Annotated in this window: 17 protein-coding genes and 3 pseudogenes; 7 read left to right on the plus strand and 13 right to left on the minus strand. The window is 61.7% G+C overall.

The genetic code is table 11. From position 1 onward, the window contains the following. Positions 1–197 precede the first annotated feature (197 nt). The 7 genes from AU175_RS00965 to AU175_RS00995 all read right to left on the minus strand — a co-directional run bounded on the left by AU175_RS00965 (position 198) and on the right by AU175_RS00995 (position 7,882). Positions 198–1,694 (minus strand): sugar ABC transporter ATP-binding protein, encoded by a 1,497-nt coding sequence (locus AU175_RS00965; RefSeq protein WP_066285203.1) that lies wholly within the window; start codon positions 1,692–1,694, stop codon positions 198–200. Beyond that, positions 1,691–2,545 (minus strand): sugar phosphate isomerase/epimerase family protein, encoded by an 855-nt coding sequence (locus AU175_RS00970; RefSeq protein WP_066285204.1) that lies wholly within the window; start codon positions 2,543–2,545, stop codon positions 1,691–1,693. Before AU175_RS00970 ends, AU175_RS00965 begins: the two co-directional genes overlap by 4 nt. Then, positions 2,538–3,389: a sugar phosphate isomerase/epimerase family protein gene (locus tag AU175_RS00975; protein ID WP_066285205.1), complete on the minus strand. Its 852-nt coding sequence runs from the start codon at positions 3,387–3,389 to the stop codon at positions 2,538–2,540. The genes AU175_RS00970 and AU175_RS00975 overlap by 8 nt, the downstream gene beginning before the upstream one ends. Before the next feature lie 80 nt (positions 3,390–3,469). Then, positions 3,470–4,459: a sugar ABC transporter substrate-binding protein gene (locus AU175_RS00980; protein WP_066285206.1), complete on the minus strand. Its 990-nt coding sequence runs from the start codon at positions 4,457–4,459 to the stop codon at positions 3,470–3,472. A gap of 65 nt (positions 4,460–4,524) precedes the next feature. Beyond that, positions 4,525–5,661, minus strand: a complete 1,137-nt coding sequence (locus AU175_RS00985) for an ABC transporter permease (RefSeq protein ID WP_066285207.1) — start codon at positions 5,659–5,661, stop codon at positions 4,525–4,527. 44 nt (positions 5,662–5,705) lie between these two features. Continuing rightward, the gene (locus AU175_RS00990; RefSeq protein ID WP_066285208.1) at positions 5,706–6,749 is read right to left on the minus strand and encodes a Gfo/Idh/MocA family protein; all 1,044 of its coding nucleotides are present in this window, start codon (positions 6,747–6,749) and stop codon (positions 5,706–5,708) included. Then, positions 6,749–7,882, minus strand: coding sequence for a Gfo/Idh/MocA family protein (locus AU175_RS00995; RefSeq protein ID WP_066285209.1), 1,134 nt, complete (start codon positions 7,880–7,882; stop codon positions 6,749–6,751). The genes AU175_RS00990 and AU175_RS00995 overlap by 1 nt, the downstream gene beginning before the upstream one ends. A gap of 246 nt (positions 7,883–8,128) precedes the next feature. On the opposite strand from AU175_RS00995, the gene AU175_RS01000 reads away from it, so the two are divergent. Further along, complete coding sequence (locus tag AU175_RS01000; RefSeq protein ID WP_066285210.1) at positions 8,129–9,403, plus strand: ROK family transcriptional regulator; 1,275 nt, start codon at positions 8,129–8,131, stop codon at positions 9,401–9,403. Positions 9,404–9,714: 311 nt separating this feature from the next. Further along, positions 9,715–10,737, plus strand: a complete 1,023-nt coding sequence (locus AU175_RS01005) for a helix-turn-helix domain-containing protein (RefSeq protein ID WP_066285211.1) — start codon at positions 9,715–9,717, stop codon at positions 10,735–10,737. Between the two features lie 31 nt (positions 10,738–10,768). On the opposite strand, the gene AU175_RS21565 is transcribed toward AU175_RS01005, so the two are convergent. Continuing rightward, positions 10,769–11,080, minus strand: a complete 312-nt coding sequence (locus AU175_RS21565; RefSeq protein ID WP_156642103.1) for a hypothetical protein — start codon at positions 11,078–11,080, stop codon at positions 10,769–10,771. A 622-nt stretch (positions 11,081–11,702) separates the two neighbouring features. Between AU175_RS21565 and AU175_RS01020 the strand changes: the two genes are divergently transcribed. After that, positions 11,703–12,857: an AI-2E family transporter gene (locus tag AU175_RS01020; protein WP_082978937.1), complete on the plus strand. Its 1,155-nt coding sequence runs from the start codon at positions 11,703–11,705 to the stop codon at positions 12,855–12,857. Positions 12,858–13,262: 405 nt separating this feature from the next. Here the strand turns inward: AU175_RS01020 and AU175_RS01025 are convergent. After that, positions 13,263–13,725 (minus strand): annotated as a pseudogene (locus AU175_RS01025) (acyl-CoA thioesterase). Further along, positions 13,718–13,967 (minus strand): annotated as a pseudogene (locus AU175_RS21570) (5-deoxy-glucuronate isomerase); the annotation flags it as partial. The pseudogenes AU175_RS21570 and AU175_RS01025, both read right to left, overlap by 8 nt. Before the next feature lie 3 nt (positions 13,968–13,970). Here AU175_RS21570 and AU175_RS01030 point away from each other — a divergent pair. Continuing rightward, positions 13,971–15,029: pseudogene (locus AU175_RS01030) on the plus strand (MFS transporter). Positions 15,030–15,394: 365 nt separating this feature from the next. Here AU175_RS01030 and AU175_RS01035 read toward each other — a convergent pair. The 3 genes from AU175_RS01035 to AU175_RS01045 all read right to left on the minus strand — a co-directional run bounded on the left by AU175_RS01035 (position 15,395) and on the right by AU175_RS01045 (position 18,417). Then, entirely contained in the window at positions 15,395–16,306 is a 912-nt protein-coding gene (locus AU175_RS01035) for a sugar phosphate isomerase/epimerase family protein (RefSeq protein WP_066285214.1), read from the minus strand. Positions 16,307–16,349: 43 nt separating this feature from the next. After that, positions 16,350–17,378, minus strand: a complete 1,029-nt coding sequence (locus AU175_RS01040) for a LacI family DNA-binding transcriptional regulator (protein WP_066285215.1) — start codon at positions 17,376–17,378, stop codon at positions 16,350–16,352. Positions 17,379–17,586: 208 nt separating this feature from the next. After that, positions 17,587–18,417, minus strand: coding sequence for a TIM barrel protein (locus tag AU175_RS01045; protein ID WP_066285216.1), 831 nt, complete (start codon positions 18,415–18,417; stop codon positions 17,587–17,589). A gap of 175 nt (positions 18,418–18,592) precedes the next feature. On the opposite strand from AU175_RS01045, the gene AU175_RS01050 reads away from it, so the two are divergent. The 3 genes from AU175_RS01050 (at position 18,593) to AU175_RS01060 (ending at position 21,053) form a co-directional block, all read left to right on the plus strand. Beyond that, positions 18,593–18,997 (plus strand): tautomerase family protein, encoded by a 405-nt coding sequence (locus tag AU175_RS01050; protein WP_066285217.1) that lies wholly within the window; start codon positions 18,593–18,595, stop codon positions 18,995–18,997. Between the two features lie 101 nt (positions 18,998–19,098). Next, entirely contained in the window at positions 19,099–20,121 is a 1,023-nt protein-coding gene (gene iolC / locus AU175_RS01055) for a 5-dehydro-2-deoxygluconokinase (protein WP_066285218.1), read from the plus strand. Further along, positions 20,118–21,053, plus strand: coding sequence for a Cgl0159 family (beta/alpha)8-fold protein (locus AU175_RS01060; RefSeq protein WP_066285219.1), 936 nt, complete (start codon positions 20,118–20,120; stop codon positions 21,051–21,053). The genes iolC and AU175_RS01060 overlap by 4 nt, the downstream gene beginning before the upstream one ends. Positions 21,054–21,065: the final 12 nt, after the last annotated feature.

Here is a 21,065-nt window from a genome sequence, read left to right on the forward strand (position 1 = left end):
ATTCGACGTAGCCGGGTTGGTCCCAGCGCCAGGCGTCCAGGTGGTCCCCGGAGACGGCGATTTCCAGGCCGTCGTAGCCCCAGCCGGACGCCAGGCGCGCGACTTCCTCGAACGGGAGGTCGGCCCACTGGCCGGTGAACAGGGTGAACGGCCGGGTCTGTTGATCGATCATGATTGTTCCGTTCTGGATGGATCGCTTACGCCGCGGCGTAAGCGATGACGTTTTCTTTGGTTGCTTGGGCTTTGTCCAGTTCGGCCACCACTCTGCCGGCCCGCATGACCATCACTCTGTCGGAGAGCTCGAGCAGCTCGGGGAGCTCGCTGGAGATGACCAGCACGGCCACGCCTCTGCGGGCCAGTTGCTCGATCAAACGGTGGATCTCGGCCTTCGCACCGATGTCGATGCCCTTTGTTGGCTCGTCCAGGATGAGGACCTTGGGATTGCTTGCCAAGCAACGTGCGATGATGACCTTTTGCTGGTTGCCGCCGGACAGGGACTGTATCGGGGTTTCTGCGGACGGGGTCCTGACATCGAGTTCTTTGATGTAGCCGCTGACCATCTTCTTTTCATAGCCGCGCTGTAAGACGCCCCATTTGCTGACCTGCTTCAGTAGCGTCAGCGTGGTGTTTTCGCGGATGGACAGCATGGGAATGATGCCCTGCAGCTTTCGTTCCTCCGGGACGAGGGCAATGCCGGCGGCGATGCCGGCTGAGGCGCCATGGAGACTGAGTTTCCGCCCGCTTACCTCGACCGTTCCTGCGTCGGCTTTGTCTGCCCCGTAAATGCACCGGGCGACCTCGGTCCGGCCTGCACCGACGAGTCCCGCGAGTCCGACGATCTCTCCTGCGTGCAGCTGGAGGTTCACGTCCTCAAACGCACCGGCAAGGCTTAGACCCCGCGCGTCAAGAACAAGTTCACCGCGTTCGCGGGGAATGTGCTCGTAGAGGTCAACGTCCTTGCCCACCATCAGCTGCACCACGGAACGGGCGTCGAGTTCATCTGCCGGGACGGATGAGGCCACCGTTTTGCCTTCGCGAATGACGGTGATCCGGTCGGCCAGGGTGAAGACTTCCTCCAGTTTGTGCGAAACGTACATGATCGCAAGGCCCTTGCTCCGCAGCTCGTCGACGAGTTTGTACAGTTTTTCAACGTCTTGCTCGGTCAGGGCCGTGGTGGGCTCATCCATGATGATGACTCTTGCGTCCTGGGCGATGGCGCGCGCGATTTCCACCATCTGACCGTCCACCGTTGAGAGCGCCATGGCTGGGGTGTCGAGGTTGAGGTGGGGTGCAACCTGGTCGAGGGCCTTGCGTGCGCGCTTGCGGATCTCGCGGCGGGAGAGGATGCCTTTGTGTCCACCCCAGTTTCCCAGAAGAACATTTTCAGCCACGGACAGGTCCGGGACCAGGTTGTGCTCCTGGTAGATGGTGGCGATGCCGGCGGCCTTGGAGGCCACCGTGCTGGAGAGCATAAGCTCGCCGTCCACGTACACGCCGCCTTCGTCGGGCGTGTAGAACCCGCTGAGTGTCTTGATCAGCGTTGATTTTCCTGCTCCGTTTTCGCCGCAGACGCAGTGCACCTCTCCGGCATGAAGCTCAAAGTTCATGCCGGAGAGGGCGACGACGCCCGGAAACAGTTTTACGAGATTGCGTGCTTCAACGATTGCTGGAGTACGTCCGGGCTTCTCGGTCATGCCAGTTCCCTCCTCAGGAAGGTGAGTCCGTCCCGGGCCAGCGCGTCCATGGACGGCGCAACCGGACGCCAGAGCGAAACAGCCTTGGCGATTTCCTCGACCGTGGGAAGGAATGATTCGACCACAATGGAACCTTGGTAGTTGATGGTTTTCAGTGCGTCGAAGGTCTCGGACCACGGGACGTGTCCGCTGCCGGGCGTTCCGCGGTCGTTTTCCGACACCTGGAAGTGGAAGACCTTGTCACCGGCAGCGGTAATGGCTGCACCAATGTTCTTCTCTTCGATGTTCATGTGGAACGTGTCGAGCATCAGGCCGACGTTGTCCCGGCCGATCAGCTCGCACAGTTCCAGACCCTGTTCGACGGTGTTGACCAGGTCGGTTTCAAACCGGTTGAGCGGTTCTATGGCCAGGGTGACGCCGCGTTCGGAGGCGTAGTCGGCCACTTCACGCAGGCTGTCTGCCGCCCACTGGCGCTGCTGCTGGCGTTCCTCCGGGGGAAGCAACCGGGCTTTGCCGGTGGCCGAGTACATCGGGCCGGCCACGTGGGGCGATCCGACGGCCTGGGCGATGTCGACGCACAGTTTCAGGTAGTCAATGCCCTGCCGCCGCTTCTGCGGGTCCTCGTGCGAGACGTCGCGGTCCGGTCCAAACGCGCCGCAGATGGACACGGGCAGTCCGGTTCGTTCTGAGGCCTTCTTCAGTGCTTCCGCGCTGACCACGGCGGGGTCTTCAATACAAACCTCGATCAGGTCGTAGCCCATCTCCTTGGCGACATCGAACTGATCGACGTCCTTGTCGGTGAACGGGGAGACGAGGATGAAGGTGCTGACGCCGAACTCGTACTTACTCATTGGGCCACAGCTCCTGTTCCAGCTTCTTCATTTCGTTAATGGCCTTTTCGGTGTAGGAGTCCAGGAACTCCAGGTGGCCGCCGCGTGCCATCATGGCGAAGGGGTTCGATGCGGCAGGCAGGAGCTCGAAGGTCAGATATCCGTCGAAGTTGATGTCCTTCAACGTCTGCAGTGTCGGACGGAAGTCGGTGTGTCCTACACCGGGGGCTGCCCGGGTTGAATCGGCCAAGTGGACGTGGTTGACCTTGCTGCCGGCACGGGCGAAGGCGCCATGAATGCTGTCTTCCTCGATGTTCATGTGGAAGAGGTCACCATGTACGCCGCCGTTTTTCAGGCCGGTAGCGTCCAGCAGTTCAACGGCGCGGTCGAGCCGGTTCAGGAAATGTGTCTCGTAGCGGTTCCACGCTTCGAGAGTGATGCTGACGCCGACACTGGCTGCATATTCGCCGAGCGTGCGGACATTCTCGACAGCCCATTCCCATTCCTGTTCGTCGCTGGCCAGGGCTTCGGTCTTACCCACCGGGGACGGGCCAACGATGATGGTCGGAGCTCCGACGGCGGCGGCGAAGTCGGCTACCGACTTGCCGTAGTCCAGGGCCTTCTGCCGGTTGGCCGCGCTGGGGTTGATCAGGTCGCGTTCCTCGCCGAACCAGATGCTGCAGATGGAGCTGACGTCGATGCCTGCGTCCTTGGTGAGCCGGTTGATTTCTTCGACGTTGTGCGTTGCCGGTTCTCCTACGAGTTCGATGGCGTCGTAGCCGTAGCGGGCGACGCGGTCGATGCCTTTGGCGATGTCTTCCTGGTAGTAGACGATGGCGTTGTAGGAATACTTGAAGCGGGACATGTTTCTCCTTGAGTTGGAATTGGTTGGTGCTGCCGGGCCAAGCAGCGGGGCTCGGCCCGGCCGTCTATGGCTTTGGTGCTCTAGTCCTTGAAGATGTTGCCCCAGAGCGTAGGATCATCGACGTTCTCTTTGGTGATCAGCTTGGTGTCGGTCAGCTGCATCTTGGGGACCTGCTTGCCGTCCAGCAGATCCACCTGGGCCTGAAGGGCCAGTGCTCCCATTTCGAACGGGTTCTGGTCCATCGTGGCGTCCTGAATACCGTTGCGGATGCGGTCCAGGGCGAGCGGTGTGCCGTCGACTCCAACGAGCGGGATGTGATTGTCGGCTCCGACCGGAGCGTTCTTGTTGATCTGGGAAAGGCCAGAGACAATGCCACGCACCATTTCGTCGTTGTGGCTGAAGAGACCGTTGATGCTCGAGTCGGCGGTGAAGTTGTCGACGGTCAGGGACAGGGCGTTATCTGCAGTCCACTGTGCGTCACGGCCGATGACCTTGATGTCGGGGAATTGCTTGATGCCCTCGGTGAAGCCCTTGCCGCGCAGGATGGCGTGGTAGGCGCCCTTGGCTCCTTGGTATTCAAGGACAGTTCCCTTGTTTCCCATCAGTTTGGACAAGGCTTCAGCGCCGAGTTTGCCGGCCTTTTCGTTGTCGAAGGCGACGGCAGCGTCGGCAATGTCGCCCGGGATCACCGAGTCGACAGTGGTGACAGTCTTTCCGGCGTCGTGGATCATCTGGACTCCGGGAACCAGTTCCGCGGAGTTGTTCGGGCTAAGAACGATGCCGTCCACGCCTTGGGCGAGCTGGTCCTGGATCTGGCTGATCTGGGTGCTGGAGTCACCTTTGGCGTCAAGGACTGTGACCTCCACGCCGAGTTCCTTAGCTTTATCCTTGACGCCTTGCCCGAGGGCAACCATGAATTCAAAACTCTGGCTGTAGAGCAGGACGGCGATTTTCTTGGTCTTCGTTCCGTCGCTTGCTTCCTGGGCAGCGCTGGGTGCACCGCAGCCACTCAGGGCGATGGCAGCGGCGGAGATTGCCGCCAGGACCGCCAGTTTCGGTGAGGTCTTCATTGACTTACTCTTTCTGTTGGGTGCTTAGCCGTGCAGGCTGAGCCGGGTTGTGAGCGGGTGACGCGTCAGGCCGGCGTACCGGTGTGCGCTGTGGCGGTCCCGGTGGCTGTGGTGCCGGCCGTCTTCGGGTCTGTCGCCGGCGGCGGCCCGATCTTGCGTTTCCGTGACAGGTTTTTTTGGACGTACTTGTAGCGGTACACGTCCAGGGCGGCGGCGGCGAAAATGACGACGCCTTGGACAATCCGGTCGTAGGACGAGGGGATGCCGAGCAGGTTTACGGCGTTGGAGACCATGGCGATCAACAGCACACCGAGCAGGGTGCCCTTGATGTTTCCCTGGCCGCCGAAGAGGCTGGTTCCGCCGATGACCACGGCGGCGATGACGGTCAGTTCAATACCATCGCCGGCACGGGGGCTTCCGGAAGCCAGCCGGCCGGTGAGCAGGAGCCCGGCCATTCCCGCGGAGAGACCGGCGATGATGTAGGCATTCATGGTGACACGGTCGACGCGGATCCCTGCCAGCAGGGCTGCTTCCTTATTACCGCCGACGGCGTAGATGGATCGTCCGTAGGTGGTACGGGTCAGGGCCAGGTGAGCCAGGAAGGCCAGCACCAGAACGGCCGGTATGAGCAGGGGGATCCCTGCCACTTTCGCGCTGACCATCTCGGTGAGCATTTTAGGTACGGGTGTGATGTTGCCGCCGTCGGAGTAGGCGAAGGCGATACCCGAGCCGGCGGAGAGTGTTGCCAGTGTCGCGATAAGTGGGGATATGCCCAGCTTCGTAACCATCAGCCCGTTGACGGCTCCGACTCCGGCGCCAACCACAAGGCCAGTCAGGAGTCCGATTGCCGGCGGCATGTTCATGTTGACGATCACGCCCATGGACAGCACAGACGACAGGGCAGCGGTGGAGCCCACCGAGACGTCGATGCCGCCGGTAAGGATCACGAAGGTCATGCCGATGGCGAACACACCGAGGATCGTGCACTGGAACAGCAGGTTCACCAGGTTGACCGTGGTCAGGAATACTGGGCTGAGGAATGTCAGCAGTACACCGAAGAGCAGGACTACGACGAGCAGGCCCTGCGCACCGATGAAGTCGCCGACGCCGGATAGCCGTGAACGTGACTTGTCTTGGAATTTTCCGGGGCCAGCCTTCCCGGAAACCGGACCGGCGGGGCCGGTGGCTGTTTGTGGCTGCATGGTTGTATCTCCAGTCAATTCGACACTTCCTCGGGTCAGAAGTGCTAGTGGCTGCCGAAGAGTTCGGCGTTGGTTTTTAAGAAAATGGGCGCACCGTCCTGACGGGCGGAGTCGGCGGTGGCCATGACGAGCTGCAGGCTCTGGATGTTGTCGGTGACGTCCGTCTCAGCCTTATGCCCTGTTTCGATGGCGTCGCGGAACGCTGCGAGGGTCCCCAGGCGTTCCTCGACCGGCAACGGGTCCAGGTCGACGTGCATAACGCCGGAGCGTTCCACCGCGCCAGCGAGGAAAACGGTGTCGAACAGTGAGGCGAAGTTGATGGTGACTTCGTTGTTCTTCCACGTGATGGCGCCCTTGCTGCCTTGGATTTCCCAGTCTCCGTCCCAGCTGGTCTGGGGGCCGTAGGAGCTCCATGAACCGGTGTATACGACGCGGGCACCGTTGTCGCAGTCGAACTGCACGACCGCGGAGGCGTTGCCCTTGAACCTGGAGGTGCCAGTGTTCCAGGACCGTGCGCGGACGGTGGTGGCTTCAATGCCGACGATGCCGCGGAGTTGGTCAAGGTGGTGGATCATCGCGTCAACGATGAGGGGTTCGTCCATTTCGAGCCGGAACCCTTCGAACGGCGGGTTCTTCTTGTAGTCGATGAAGACGTGCTCGAGGTCTCCGATGACCCCTTCACGGATGAGGCGCTGAACAGTGCGCGCGGCGCGCTTGAAACGGTAGTTCTGCGACACCATGGCCTGTTTGCCAGATTTCTCGGCCGCCTCGATGATGCGGATGCCGTCCTCAAGGTTGTGGGCGAGGGGCTTCTCAATCAGAGTATGCACACCGGCTTCCAGGGCCGGGGTGGCCACGGCTGCATGGTACTCGGGCGGGACGATGACCAGGACAGCGTCGAACGTTTCCTTGTGCTTTAGCGCTTCCTGGATAGTGGCGTAGGTGGGGATTGCGTACTGCTCACCTGCGGCCCGTGCGGCGTCGGGGTTGACGTCGACAACGCCGGCCAGTTCCCAGGTTTTGCTTTGGTGAATCACGTTCAGCCATGAAGCGCCCCACGCGCCGAGGCCTACCTGGATGATTTTCATTACTGCACTCCTTCTAGTTCTTTCAGGTATGGGACGTCGACCCACTGGCCGCCCTTGCAGGATTCGATGATGCTTTCGGTGAGGACGGCTGACCTGAGGCCGTCCTGGAACGTGGGCAGGCCATCGCGGAGGTCTCCGCCGATCGCGGCGTACGTATCGGCGACAAACGCATTGAATGCGTCCTGATAACCCTGCGGATGCCCTGCCGGTAGAACACTGAGCCGTGCCGCTTCGGGGCTAAGCGTGTCCGGGTCGCGGACAAGCAACTGGGATCCGGCGCGTTTGCCTAGCCACAAAGTCTCCGGGGCTTCCTGGTCGAACTGGAGGCTGCTCTCCGAACCTGCGATCTCGATCATCAGGCGGTTCTTCCGTCCTGGTGCAACCTGGCTGACCAGGAGGTTTCCCACCGTGCCGGCCTCAGTGGCGAATACAGCTGCAACGAGGTCCTCGGTCTGGATTTCCTTGTTGTTTGCCCGGCCCGAGAAGAGAGTCCGGCTCAGGGCCCCGACCTGTGTAATCCGTTCACCGCTCATGAATTCGAGAAGATCGCACAGGTGGGAACCGATGTCGGCGAACGCCCGCGAGGGGCCACCAAGACCGGCATCCACCCGCCAGTTGTCGTCGTCCCGGGACAGCAGCCAGTCCTGAAGATAGGACCCTTGAATGGTCGAGATCCGTCCCGTCTGACCGGATGCAATGCGTTCCCGGGCTTCCCGCACCATCGGGTGGAACCGGTAGACGAAAGGAACGGTCGCAACCGTCCCAGCGCTTGCGGCTAGCTCCACCAGTTTGGTGGCATCCTGCACGTTGGTAGCCAGAGGCTTCTCACAAACAACGTGCTTGCCTGCCTTCAGCGCCGCCTCGGCCAGTGCGGCGTGCGTGGCGTTCGGCGTGCAGATGTGGATGACGTCGATCGTTCCGTCCTGGACGAGGTCCTGGACGGAGTCGTAAGCCTGTTCGACGCCGAGGCGGTCCTTGGCGCGGGCGGCACTGGCAGGGCTCGAGGACGCAATGCCGGCGATTTCCGCCCCGGCAGCACGGGCGGCTCGGCTATGCACCTCAGCCATGAACCCGGCGCCGACAAACCCGGCCCGTAACCGGGTGGGGGCTGTCGTGGTTCTGTCGTTTTCCATGCCGAAACAGTGACACGCAGCACGGGGCTTTGGTCAGTCGATCAGCAAAAGTCTGCACCTTTTGACGCTAAGGGCGGTGGAAAGCACGCCCAAGGTGCACTTTTTGATCCTAAGGGCCTCGACGAGTGGACGGGAATGAGGGGGCACCTTGACACTGAGTGGAGATGAGGGCCCCCGGGGTCCTGAGCCTTTGGGTCAGACCTCAGTCTCACAATTCACCCACTTCGAGCCGACAATTGGAGAGACATGGACAACGGCGGATCCGGCGAACTTCTGCAAATCCTGCGGGACGGACGCCCGCGAACCAGAGCAGACCTGGCTGGAATAACAGGCTTGGGGCGGGCAGCCATCAGTTCCCGCCTCGAGGCCCTCCTGGAACTCGACCTAGTTGTGCCGGTGTCGGATGCGGCTTCCACCGGAGGCCGCCCCTCGGCGCGACTAGCCTTCAACCCGCGTGCAAGGCTGATCGCTGCCGCCGACGTCGGCGCCACACACGCGACCGTGGCTCTCACGGACCTGTCGGGAAGGATTCTCTTGGAAACCACTGAACGACTTGAGATTTCGTGCGGACCGGAAGCTGTTCTGGACTGGCTAGCCATGACGCTGAGGGGCCATTTGAAAGCGATAAAGCGTCCGGCAACGGATATCATCGCTGTCGGCATCGGGCTGCCTGGTCCGGTGGAACACTCCACCGGAAAGCCGACCAGCCCGCCGATCATGCCGGGATGGGACGGATTCGATGTCCCCGCGTACGTCCGGAAGACCTTTGACGTTCCCATACTCGTCGATAACGACGTCAATCTTATGGCCCTCGGGGAGCGGGCGGCCCGCTGGCCCAATGAGGACAACATGATCTTCCTTAAAGTCGCCACCGGTATCGGATCGGGAGTTGTTAGTGGAGGAATATTGCAGCGAGGCGCGGCAGGAGTCGCTGGAGACGTCGGCCATATTGCTGTTTCCAGGGCGGCAGGAATTCAGTGCCGCTGTGGCAAGACTGCCTGCCTGGAGGCCATAGCAGGCGCTCCGGCCGTAGCCGCGCAGCTCCGCGAAAGCGGACTGCAAGCAACCACCGCAAACGACGTCGTCGCGATCGTCCGTTCAGGAGACTTGGCTGCCATTCAAGCCGTCCGACAGGCCGGCCGCGACATCGGAGAAATGCTCAACATGTGCGTTAGCTTCATCAACCCCTCCCTCATTGTCGTGGGCGGATCGCTTGCACAGTCCGGTGAACATTTGATCGCCGGGATACGCGAAACGGTCTATGCACGCTCAACGCCGCTGGCGACCCAGCACCTGAATATCACCCAATCTGAAACCGGGCCGGAAGCTGGCGTGGTTGGGGCCAGCATCTTGGCCGTCGAACACGTCCTCTCCCCTCACCGAGTCAACGACCTCGCAACCAGGTTGCATTCCGGCGGACACGAAGATACTCACGGTCTCCAGGAAGTGGAGGACGTCGCCCAGATGTCCCAGCCGCTCCCTGACGTGCTGGACAAACAATTGCAGGACACATTTCCTTGACCACGCCTCCGACTGAAGATGCGCAAGACGGCCGCGCCAAAGGTGCAAGCGACGGATTGGGTCACTTCTCCCAGCATCCACCGTATTCCAGGGCATGCCCACCCAAGCCCGGCGGCGGCACCAATACTCGTCTTCGGGTGGGGTGCCGATACCAAACTCATCAACGGCCCAATCAAAGGGTTATAGAAGTAAACTACCCCTAACAGCTGAGGTCCTCTCGGCCAGCCTTATGAGCCACCGCAGCCTCTTCCTCAGGCGCCGCGGCAACTCCCAAGTCCGCCATAATGGTTCAGCTGGTGAAGGAGGATGGCATGCCTCAAACTGGTACCGGGGACAGCGGCCGTCTGCGACGATATGTCGTGCAGGAGGGGCTGAACCCCGAACAAAGGTTCGAACATTGGCGAGTGTGGTACGGCAGCGCCGTCGAAACCCCAATGCGGTTGGAAAAAGCGGTACGTACGACTCCTGTATCCTTCAATCCTTCAGCCATTAATCTCGCCGGGCCGGGCTTCAGCCTCATAGAAATGCACAACGCCCCCGCATTGGGCTCGTGGGCGCCGAATCCCGACACCGCGGACCTGCGCCTGGCCTACTTCCGCAAGGCGCCGGGGCTAACGCTCACTCTCAATGGTGTTCCTGAGCCAGTATCACCGGGCTCCGTCAGGTTCATCGATACCTCGCTGGGCGGAAGTTTTGATGCGCCCGAAGGTTTTCACGCCCTGCAGCTTAATATCGACCGCAGCAGCCTAAATGTGAGCGAGGCCGAACTGAGCTCCCTACTTCGACTGCCTGACCTCGCAAAACACCCAATTGTGGGCACTTTCGTGATCCCTGCGCTGATGAGTTGGAAGCGGCCGGGCATCGACCGGGCAGCATCGGGGACCGCAGACATTTTCCGATCCGTGATGGCAACCCTGGTGGGCTCCCTGCTCGAAACATCGGTCAGCGATGAGGCGCAGAAACCGGCCCTAAGCCGGGCGGTGAAGAAATACCTTAATGACAGTTATGACGACCCCAATCTGGATGTGGCAATGGTCGCCGATAGGTTTAACCTCTCCCGACGCTCCCTGTTCTACTTTTTCGAGAACGAAGAACTCCACCTGAGTGAGCGCATACGCGCTTTGAGAACGCGCAGAGCGCTGGAGCTACTCCTGCAGGCCGACGCTCAGAAGACAACATACTCAGAAATTGCGGAATCGTGCGGATTCACCAATATGCAAAGTATGCGCCGTGCGGTGAAAGAGTTTACCGGGATGAATGTAAGGGAGATCCATCGATCCGAGACCAACGTTAATATCGCCCTGCAACAACTGCGCGAGTCACTGAAGCCCTAGCGCCTAAACCGCGCTCGACCTATCGGCGAGGTCATGTCCCATTCGCGACTTCGTCCAGTTCGATGAAGCGCCCGAGGAGAGACGTCTGGTTCGCGCCAATGATCACCGCCTTCAAATCCTCCGTAGAGATTCGCTGCGCCTCGGCAATGTTGTGCACCGTATTGGCCACGCCGTCTGAGTAGGTCGGGCCGCCGAGGATTGTGTTGACGTAACGCCGTTCCGCGGGTGAGCTTGGCGAGGCCGTTACTCCAGGCGAGCATCCCGGCGTTGTCACGCCGGAGTTCGTCATGTCAGCCGGTATGTTTACGCTTGATTCGCATCCCAACAAGATGATTTCGGCCACATCCTGCCGCGAGCATTCCGGGCAGCAGCTCTCGCGAGAGTCGGACTCCGCTCATGCTTGACGGCAAAATAGCGCGACCTGTCCTCGTCGGGTATCTCGGCGAAGGGCTTTAGCCCGAAGAGGCCGGCGTTGTTGACGAGAATGTCGACGCCGGCGAGCGCAGCGAGAAGGGCCGCCAAACACTGAGTAACGTCACCAGGTAACTTTTCAGTGGCGCTCTGGCAGCTCCTGCCGATTCTCTGTAGCCTGACCGGCATGGACAGCGGAAAGCCCAGGCTGGTCAGAGGGTCCTTGCCGTGATGGCGGACGCCGCAGAGTCAACTGCCCTGCTCAACGGCCTTGTGCTGCCTGCCTGGTTCGGACCTGACAATTTTGTCCGGTTCCAGGTGGTTTCCGTGTGCTTGTTTGTGCCGCGGTGTGCAGAGCCGGCTGTGGTTCTGCCCTATGTGTTTGGCTTGACGGTTCTGGGCGTGGTGCCTCGCTGGTGGGACCTAGCCGTCCATGTCCTGACCATCTGGGCTTTCGGGGCGATCTCATCTTGCCGGTGGTCTGATGACCCCCTCGTCAACCAGACTGGTAAAGCTGGCCGGGCAGGCATCCAGCAGCAGGACCGGGTGTTCCTATGACGCCGGTAAGGAAACGGGTCACTCCGATAACGAAGTGGCACCGGGCCCGTTCTCCATATGGGCCCCCTGCAGCAGGAGCGCCTGCCGGCCCATCCGATCCCCGGCAGGGGCAGATCCACGCTTTCCGGGTCGGCCTTGCCGGTGCCCTCGGCGTCGGGGTAGGGCTGATCGTTTGGGCTGCGGTTTCCTCCCTGGCAACGCTGTTCGTATACATTGGCCTGGCTGTTTTTGTCGCCCTCGGGCTAGACCCCGTACTCCGATGGCTGGAAGGCCGGAACGTGCCCCGACCCTTGGCTGTCGTCCTCGTAATCGGTGCGCTGGGGCTCTCCGTCACCAGCTTGCTGTACTGGATCATTCCCCGCCTGATCGGGGAAATCCGTGCCCTGATCGATTACCTGCCAGCGCTGATAGAACGGCTGTTGCGTTCGGATTGGGTGGAAAACATCGCGGGTATCCTCTCCGGCTACCTGAACCTGGACGAACTGCTTGCGACCCTGACAGGGTTCCTAAGCGACCCAGATAACCTCGTTGCCCTCGGAGGTGGGCTCCTTACCGTCGGGGCGGGACTGCTGGGTGGCTTTACCGGAGCAATCTTCGTGTTCATCCTCACCATGTATCTCACGGCGACCCTCGCCCGGACCAAGAGGGCAGCATACCGCCTGGTTCCCGCAAGCCAGAGGGAAGCCTTTATCGATATCGCAGAGGACACTGCAGATTCAATCAGCAGATACCTAATGGGAAACTTCGCATTGTCCCTAATTAACGGCCTGTTATCCGCAGTCTTCCTGACACTGATTCAAGCTCCCGGCCCGCTGCTCCTGGCAGTTATCGCCGCCTTCGGATCCTTTGTCCCCATGGTGGGCACCTTGGTCTCATCAGTTGTCATCACCGCCGTTTGTCTTACAGCTTCGCCACAAACAGCGGTCGTGGCGGGAATCTACTACCTGGTGTACATGCAGGTCGAGGCCTACATTCTCACTCCGAGGATCATGGACAAGGCCGTGGAAATACCAGGTTCGCTCGTCTTGGTCGCCGTCGTGGCGGGAGGCACGCTGGGCGGTATTCTGGGTGCGCTGGTAGCGGTGCCGCTGGCCACCTCCGCCGTCATCATTATTCACAAAGTCGTGATTCCCCGACAGAACAGCCGCTAGACCCGCCCTGACAGGAGCCACGCGCCCATCGTCGACTGGTTCCACCCCGGGGCCTGTCCTGCCGCCACGGAAGCCAGAGCGAACCACAGGGCCGCTGCTTCCGGTACAGCGTCCCTACGTCCCGGGAGTCAGGAGCTGGACCCGTGGGTCGACTCTCTCTTTTTCTCTGACTGTCGGATTGCATCTGAGAACATCATGAACCACTGTCAATAAAACGGAATTCGCGCTATTCTGACGCCAACGCAGACCGTCGTGTCGAATTTTGCCTACTAGACGAGGATGGCAGACCGTCGCCCGCAAGTTGCCCGCGCTGCCCGCTCCCCCGTTCAGTCGGCTCTACGGCGAAGCGACTCCGACAAACCCTGCTCTCGGGCATAATCCGATGGCGACTTGACTCAATAACCGTTATCGGCCTTTAAACAGCGGGAGCAGAAGTAGCTGCAGGAGCCCGTGGCTAAGCGGATGGGATGTCGGCACTGTGGCTCCGTCGTAGGTTATCTCCGTCTGTCCGTGAGGCGCAGGTTGGCCTAGATTTACGAAGACGATTTCCTCGATTGTGAGGATGCTTTGGCGTGTGATCATGTTGCGGACTTCGGCCCGCATTGTCAGGGAGGTCCGCCCAAACCTTGCGGCTGTCAGGCCCATCTCAACCACCTCGCCCTGCCTTGCGGAGCTGATGAAGTTGATTTCGGGGATATATTTTGTGACGGCTCGGCCGTTTCCCAGTTGAAGGATGGCGTATATCGCCGCCTCCTCGTCGATCCACTTCAACAGGCTGCCGCCAAAAAGGGGTGCCGTCAGCGTTGAGGTCTTCTGGTCGAATCCACTTGCGCGTCCTGAGGGTGATTCCAGATGAGTAATCAGGCATCGACGGTCGGTGAGGCTTTGAAGGGCAGGCGCGGGTCGATGTCCTGGGTGTCCCAGGTCTGTCGGACCCAGCCGTGGTGCGGGTCGTCGCTGATCAGCCAGTCGCGTATGGGGCCGGGGCCGGCCATGACGTTGAGGTAGTAAAGGTCGTAGCCTGGGGCGGCCATGGCGGGGGCCGTGCCAGCCGTACGGGACCAGGACGACGTCGCCAGGGCAGACCTCGGCGGAGACGTCGATGGGGCGTCAATGGTGGTGCCGGTGTATCTTGCCGAACTGGCGCCCTACGAGATTCGTGGATCGCTCGCCGGCCGTAACGAGGTCATGATTGTCTCTGGCATGCTGGCTGCCTTCGTGGTCAACGCCGTATCGGCAACCTTTGGGGAGAGTTCCACGGTGTTTGGCGCATCAGGCTCTCAGTCTCTGCCTTGCCGGCCGTCGCATTGTTCTCCGGCATGCTTCGCATGCCTGAATCACCCCGGGTGGCTCGTCTCCAAGGGGCGGCAGGAAGATGCCCTTAACGTACTGAAGACCATCCGCTCCGTCGATCGCGCGGAAGCCGAAGTTGAAGAGGTCAGGCACCTCGGAAACGAATACAAGGAAACGACGAGGTGGTCAGTGCTTGCGGTGCTGAAGAACAAGTGGCCGCTGCGCCTCATCTTGGTTGGTATTGGCATTGGCGTTGCCCAGCAGCTCACGGGCATCAATTCCATCCTGTACTACGGGCAGTCGGTCCTTATTAAGGCTGGCTTCAACTCCAACGCAGCCCTCATCGCCAACAGCGCCCCCGAAGTCATCTCGGTTCTCGGCAGCCTCATCGCGCTGCGGCTGATGGAAACCATGAACCGCCGCACGACGTTCATGTTGGGCTACGGACTCACCACCGCATGCCACTTCCTCATCGGCATCGCCTCCGTGACACTGCCTATCGGCAACCCGGCACGCCCGTTCGTTCTCCTTTTCTTGATTGTCGCCTTCGTGGGGTCTATGAACACATTTCTGAACGTCGCCACCTAAGTCACGCTGTCCGAAATCTTCCCGCTGCATATCCGCGGTTTTGCCATCGGTATTTCTGTCTTCTGCCTCTGGATCGCCAACGCCTTCTTCGGTCTGTACTTGCCCTCCATCGACGCCGCCGTCGGGATCACTGGCACATTCTTCATGTTCGGTGCCGTGGGTATTGCAGCCCTCATCTTCGTCTACACGCAGATGCCCGAAACACGCGGCCGCACCCTTGAGGCGCTCGAAGAGGACGTCACAACCGGCGCGATCTACCAGGTCCATAAAAAAGAGCGTCCGCCCCCCTAGAAGGACTGCCCGCGGCCACGGCCTCCAGGGCCCAAGCAGGCGGCGCGAAGCGATAGCCACCGTCGGAACCCTGTACAACGGCCGCAGCGGGCTCTTGGTACCGCGCTAAATAGTTTTTCGAAACTATCAAGAAGTTGGGCCCCGACCTCACGAAAGGTCGGGGCCCAAATGCGTTTTGATCGATGCTGTAGATCCGAAGCCGGAGCAAAGCCCAGGGAGGACTGCAGGACTTGCCGATGAGAGGTGCCACGGACGCGGGTCCCAGGGCATCTGCGCAATTTACGCCCGGCGGATGCACAAGGAATCCGAATGAAAAGGGGAATCCCCGCTTCCGGTTCTGACGGCCCGGCCGTCACGTCAGCTGTTTAGGAGGCCGTGGCACGGACGGAGCAGGAGAGGATGTGCTTCCGGGTGCGCTCGGCGATCGGAAACGGCGTATCAAAGCTGGGCAATGGGTACATGTCCTGCTCAACGATGGCGAACAGGTCCCTGCCCAGCCCGGCTGCGGCATCGAGGATCGGTTCGAAGTCCGGTACGCCCCGGGGCGGCTCGGTCATGATCCCCTGAGGTACCGCGTCGGCGAAGGTAACCCCGTTCTTCAGGACGTCGAACAACAGATCCTGGTCAACCTGCTTCAGGTGCAGGTAACCGATCCGGTCGGGATGTTCTTTGATGAGCCGGACACTGTCACCGCCGTAGTAGGCCAGATGGCCTGTGTCGAGGCAGACGCTGACGTAGCGCGGGTCGGTTTCGTTCAGGAATCTGTTGAGCTCCCGATAAGTGCCAATTTGGCTTTCGGCGTGTGAGTGAAATTGCTGGGCAAGCCCGAATTCTTCCTGCAGTGCCCGCCCAAGCCGGTTGTGGAGTTCCCGGAGGTTGTTCCATTGCTCCGTCCCGGGTGTGCGCAGGGCCGGGTTGGTGAATTCGGGTTCGCCCCACATCTCCGGAAGAACAACTACGTGTTCTGCCCCGAGCGCCGAAATCAGCTTGCCGATCTGTTGGGCTTCGGCCCAAGCGGCGTCCCAGGACTCCGAAGCGCCGCGGTGGAAGGACGTGAACATGGTTCCCGCAGTCAGCCGCAGCCCGCGCGAACCCAGCTCGTCGGCGAGCTGGTTCGGATCGGTTGGCAGGTACCCGTAGGGCCCAAGCTCGATCCATTCGTATCCTGCGTCCCGGACTTCATCGAGGAAACGGTCGTAAGGGGGCTGCTGGGGATCATTGGGGTACCAAACGCCCCAGGAATCCGGTGCGGTTCCTATGTGAATGCTGCTTGTCATGGCTGTTTCTACTTTCAAGCTTTAGTGTCCGTGGCTGCCAGGCCTATGGCACAGGCAGATGGAAGAACTTTGGGGTGGGAAGTGGTGCACCTTCAGTGCGCGGTACACCGCTGGAGGTCCGTACGACCACGTGCGGAATTTCCTTGTGTTCAAGCCAGGCGGCGTCCGGGGTTTCAAGGCGGGTCACCATCGCTGCCACTGCCCGATCGGTGAGGTCCCGCGGAGTAAAGCCGACTGTGGTGAGCTGGACATAGGGCAGGCGGGAGAGCGTGCTGTCGTCAAAGCCAACGACGGACATGTCTTCGGGGACCCGAAGCCCATGCCGCACCAGGGTTCCCATAATGCCCATTGCGCTGCGGTCGTTGGCGCCCATGATGGCGGTCGGAAGGTGGGCACGGTGCAGAAGCTCGATCGCCGCTGCCGATCCCCCCTCTTCCGAGTAGTCCCCCTCAACGACGTCGATACGGTCCCCAAGGCCTGCTGCGTTCATCGCCTTCTCGTAAGCACGGCCGCGGACCGTGCTGCCGGGACCGTTGCCTCCGTTGACGTAGGCAATCCGGGTGTGCCCCAGCTCGATGAGGTGCTCCACGAGCATGCGGGTGCCGGCAGCATCGTCGACGCGTAAATCGTCGCGGGCCTCCGTGCTGCGGGGGCCACCGACCATGGTCACAGGGATACTTCCCGGCAGACCTGAGGCAAAGCCACCTCCCCCCTCGGCCGCGAGCACGAAGAGTCCTTCAATCCGCTGGCCCAGCAGCTCCGCAACGACAGTGGCGCTGCTGCGGTCCTTCGTCAACGGACCTAGGATCAGGGAGAACCCGAGCTTCTGAGCCGACTCGAAGAGAGCCTCGACCAGGTCAACCTCGAAGGGCTGATGCATGGTGAACAGCACCCCAAGCCGGAAGGTGCGGCGTCCCCGGAGTGCCCGTGCGGAGGCATCCGGGTAGTAGCCGATTTCCTTTGCCGCTGCGAGAACTTTCTTGCGTGTGTCATCGCTGGCACCGGGAAGGTCGCGGAGGACAAGGGAGACCAGCTGGCGGGACACCCCAACATGGTCTGCGAGGGTCTTCATGGTGGGCCTTCTTGCTGCAAGGCCGGTCGCCGCTGGCGATGTCGCCTCTGATTGCTCCGCTTGAATGTCCACTTGTGCTCCGTGACTTTGATCGATCGCTTGCTGCTCCGACTACCTTAGTGAACCGGCACGAGGCGGGCGCCGGCGAAACCCCGTCTGCTGCTGCCCGCTCCCCCGTTTAGGAGGAAGGGAAGTCCCGGCGACTTTCCTAGTGGCTCACCGGTACGGCTGACCCGCGCAGGGCGCCCGAGAAGGCGTCCCGGAACGATTCCAGGGCGGCGGTTGAATCCTCTTTGGCCCAGGCCTCCATGGCGACGACTCCCACGTATCCAATGTCCGCCAAAGCCTTGGCAACGGCAGGGTATGCAATTTCGCCGGTGCCGGGTTCGAACCGGCCGGGAACGTCGGCGACCTGAATTTCTCCAATCAGCGGCAGTGCCCGGGTGACCAGCTCAATCAGGTTTCCCTCGCCAATCTGTGCGTGGTAAAGGTCCAGGTTCAGGCGCAGGAACGGGCTGCCTACGGCCTCAACGAGAGCAATGGTCTCCCACGCTTTTGCGAACGGGGTGCCGGGATGATCGACGGCCGTGTTGAGGTTTTCAAGCGTGAAGATGCGGTTGTACTTCTGGCCCAGATCGGCAACCCGCTTCAGAGTGTCAGTCGCACGCACCCAATCCGGTCCACTCGTCGACTCCCTTGGACGGACAGGAAGACCCTTGCCGTCCAGGCCGCCGCCGTGGAGGTTCAGCCGCGGGGAATCAAGCACCTCTGCCGCCTGCAGAGACTCTTCGGCGGTCGCCAGCAGTTCCTTGGCCCCGTCTTCCTCAATCAAGTCACCGCGGATGTAACCGGTCATGGAGGCGAACGTCGCTCCAGTGCCTGCCAGCCCCTTCAGATCTTTAGCCGTCCAGTCCCAAATTTCGACCTGAAATCCCAGGGAATCTATCTTTCTGACGCGCTCCTCGAAAGGTAGGTCAGTGAACAACATCTCCGCTGACGCAGCCAGGGTAATGCCGTTTGGGTTGAGCGCAACACTCATGCGAGATCCTCCAATATTTCCGGGGCGCCGCCAGTCGCTCTCGACAGGCTCCATCGCCATACTGCACGCCAGATTAGCACGTGCCAGTACCTCAATCGAAGTACTGGCCCATCGCCACTGTCACGTGCTAGCCTCGTATTAGTAAGCATGTCAGGACAAATGAAGAGGTGAAGCAATGCCACTGGTAAGAATCGACGTCAATGAAGGCCGGAACAAAGAGCAGCTCCAGGGCCTGAGCCAAGCCATCCATGACGCGATTCTGGCCGAGTATGGCATCCCCGAAAGGGACTACTTCCACATCCTGACCGAGCACCCGCAGGGGCAGATCTTCGCGCAGGACGCCGGACTGGGATTTGAACGCTCCCACGATGTCGTGATGATCCAGATCTTTACCCAGGGCGGACGCAGCCAGGCCGCGAAGCAGTCCCTGTTCGCTGCCGTGGCGGACCGTTTGGGCGAAGTGGGAATCGGAGGCGAGAACGTCTTCATCGGCTACGTCGAAAACACCCCGGGCGACTGGTCGTTCGGCTTTGGAAAGGCCCAGTACGTCACCGGCGAACTGGCTATACCCAAGAAATGAGCAGTACCGCCCGGCCCGCCGTTGGGGGCGGGTCGGGCGGTACCCCTTGACGGGAACTTTGCCCCACCCATGACAATCACACAGAAAGGTCCACGATCATCGTGACCCACGAGCTTCTTACGATCGGGCGCATCAGCGTTGATATCTACCCGAACGACACCGGCGTCGGCCTGGAGGACGTGAACTCCTTCGGCAAGTACCTCGGCGGTTCCCCTGCCAACGTTGCCGTTGCCGCTGCCCGGCACGGCCGTCACGCCGGCGTCATCACCCGCACGGGCAAGGACCCCTTCGGCGTATTCCTGCGCCGCGAACTGGAAAAGTTCGGTGTTGACGGCTCCTTCGTAGCCCCCGTCGCTGGCCTGCAGACCGCGGTCACCTTCTGCGCGATCAAGCCGGCAACGGACGAGTTCCCGCTCTACTTCTACGGCCGCTTCCCCACGGCTCCGGACCTGCAGATCAAGGCTGAGGACCTGGACCTGGACGCGATCCGGGAGGCCGGAATTTTCTGGTCCACGGTGACGGGCCTGTGCCAGGAGCCGTCCCGCAGCGCGCACATTGCTGCGCACGAGGCACGGCCCCGCACCGGCCTGGCCGAGGGGCAGTTCACCATCCTGGACCTGGATTACCGGCCGATGTTCTGGGCTTCTGAGGAAGAAGCCCGCGCGGAGGTCGCCAAGATCCTCCCGCACGTCACCGTTGCGATCGGCAATGACAAAGAATGCGCCGTCGCCGTCGGTGAGGGCACCCCGGACGAACAGGCGGACCGGCTGCTCGATGCAGGCGTGGAGATCGCCGTCGTCAAGCTCGGCCCGGAGGGTGTGATGGCCAAGACCCGCACCGAGCGCGTTGTCTCTGCGCCGGTCCCGGTGGATACCCTGAACGGCCTGGGCGCCGGTGATTCCTTCGGCGGCGCATTCTGCCACGGCCTGCTGTCCGGCTGGCCCCTGGCCCAGGTCCTGGACTACGCCAACGCTGCGGGCGCGATTGTCGCCTCCCGCCTGTCCTGCGCGGACGCGATGCCGACACCGGACGAGGTCACCTCGCTGCTGGCCGAACGCGGCCGCCCCATCCCCGGTGCTGCACCGGGGACCGCCGAATTTGCCACCGAAGGAGCTGCCCTGTGACTCTCACCCCCCTTGCCTCCAACAGCGCAGTTGATGATGACCCGCGCCGTTACGAGCACCTGAGCACCATCCGGCTCGAAGACCCCGAGGCCGTGGCCCGCGCGGCGAAGGCCCGCCGCCGCCACCCGGGTGGAAAGGCCGGCCGGCAAAACTTCATTGTGGCTGCCGACCACCCGGCCAGGGGCGCCCTCGCAGTTGGTTCGGATCCTGTGGCGATGGCTGACCGGCGGCAGCTGTTGGACCGGCTGCAGATCGCCCTCGCGAACCCGGCCGTCGACGGCATCCTGGCCTCCCCGGACATCATGGATGACCTGCTCCTGCTCGGCGCCCTGGACGGCAAGCTGGTCTTCGGTTCGATGAACCGCGGCGGGCTCGCCGGGCTTGTGAACGAGTTCGATGACCGGTTCACTGGGCACACCGCCGCAGCTCTCGAAGCGCTGGGCGCGGATGGCGGGAAGATGCTGACCCGGATCTGCCTGGGCGACCCGGACACCGTCGTCACCCTCGAAGCAACGGCTAAGGCCATCGATTCCCTGGCGGAGCGGAAGCTGATCGCCATGGTGGAGCCATTCCTGTCCGTCCGTGAGAACGGCAGAGTCCGCAACGACCTGTCCACCAACGCGGTGATTAAGTCCATCGGCATCGCCGAAGGCCTGGGTTCCACCAGCGCCTACACCTGGATGAAGCTTCCGGTGGTGGCGGAGATGGAGCGCGTGATGGCGGCGACCACCATGCCCACCGTCCTCCTGGGCGGGGACCCGGCCGGCAGCCAGGACGAGGTCTTCGCCACCTGGGGCGCGGCCCTGTCCCTGCCGGGCGTGCAGGGCCTGACCGTCGGCCGTACCCTGCTCTACCCGAATGACGGGGACGTCGCCGGCGCCGTCGCCGCGGCCGCCTCGTTGCTGCACCACACCACAGAAGCATCGGAGTAACAATGGGAACCA

Source organism: Arthrobacter sp. B6, assembly GCF_001663775.1.
Lineage (GTDB): Bacteria > Actinomycetota > Actinomycetes > Actinomycetales > Micrococcaceae > Arthrobacter.